1 rRNA gene (only partly in view) is annotated in these 826 nt (G+C 52.5%); it reads right to left on the bottom strand.

The features are described from left to right. A 23S ribosomal RNA gene (locus CGZ75_RS16420) occupies positions 1–699 on the bottom strand; it reaches 2,240 nt to the left of the window's first position. Positions 700–826: the final 127 nt, after the last annotated feature.

Raw genomic sequence — 826 nt, 5'->3', positions numbered from 1 at the left:
TCGCCCTATTCAGACTCGCTTTCGCTGCGGCTCCGTCTTCCCGACTTAACCTTGCACGTGAACGTAACTCGCCGGTTCATTCTACAAAAGGCACGCCATCACCCAGTAATAGGGCTTTGACTTTTTGTAAGCGCACGGTTTCAGGTTCTATTTCACTCCGCTCCCGCGGTGCTTTTCACCTTTCCCTCACGGTACTGCTTCACTATCGGTCGCCAGAGAGTATTTAGCCTTGGCAGATGGTCCTGCCGGATTCCCACGAGGTTTCACGTGTCTCGCGGTACTCGGGATCCGTCTCGGAGGGAATGGACTTTTGGGTACAGGGCTTTTACCTCTTGTAGCGGGCCTTTCCAGACCTCTTCGCCTAACCCATTCCTTTGTAACTCCATGTGAGACGTCCCACAACCCCAAGGAGCAAGCCCCTTGGTTTGGGCTAATCCGCGTTCGCTCGCCGCTACTGACGGAATCACTATTGTTTTCTCTTCCTCAGGGTACTTAGATGTTTCAGTTCCCCTGGTATGCCTCACGCGACGCTATGTATTCACATCGCAGTAACTGGACATTACTCCAGCTGGGTTTCCCCATTCGGAAATCCCCGGATCAACGCTTGCTTACAGCTCCCCGAGGCCTATCGTGGTTCGCCACGTCCTTCTTCGGCTTCTGGCGCCTAGGCATCCTCCGTGCGCTCTTAGTAGCTTAACCAATGCTCCGGTTCTAACGAACCTTCGCTTCACCTTGTCCGAAGACAAGCTGACAGGTAAGCAACAGCTATCGGATGTTTCAGCATTTCATATCGTTCGTATCCAGTTTTCAAGGTACAAGGTGTTTT

Source organism: Paenibacillus herberti (assembly GCF_002233675.1).
Classification (GTDB): domain Bacteria; phylum Bacillota; class Bacilli; order Paenibacillales; family Paenibacillaceae; genus Paenibacillus_O; species Paenibacillus_O herberti.
This window is presented reverse-complemented; position numbering and strand designations above follow the sequence as displayed.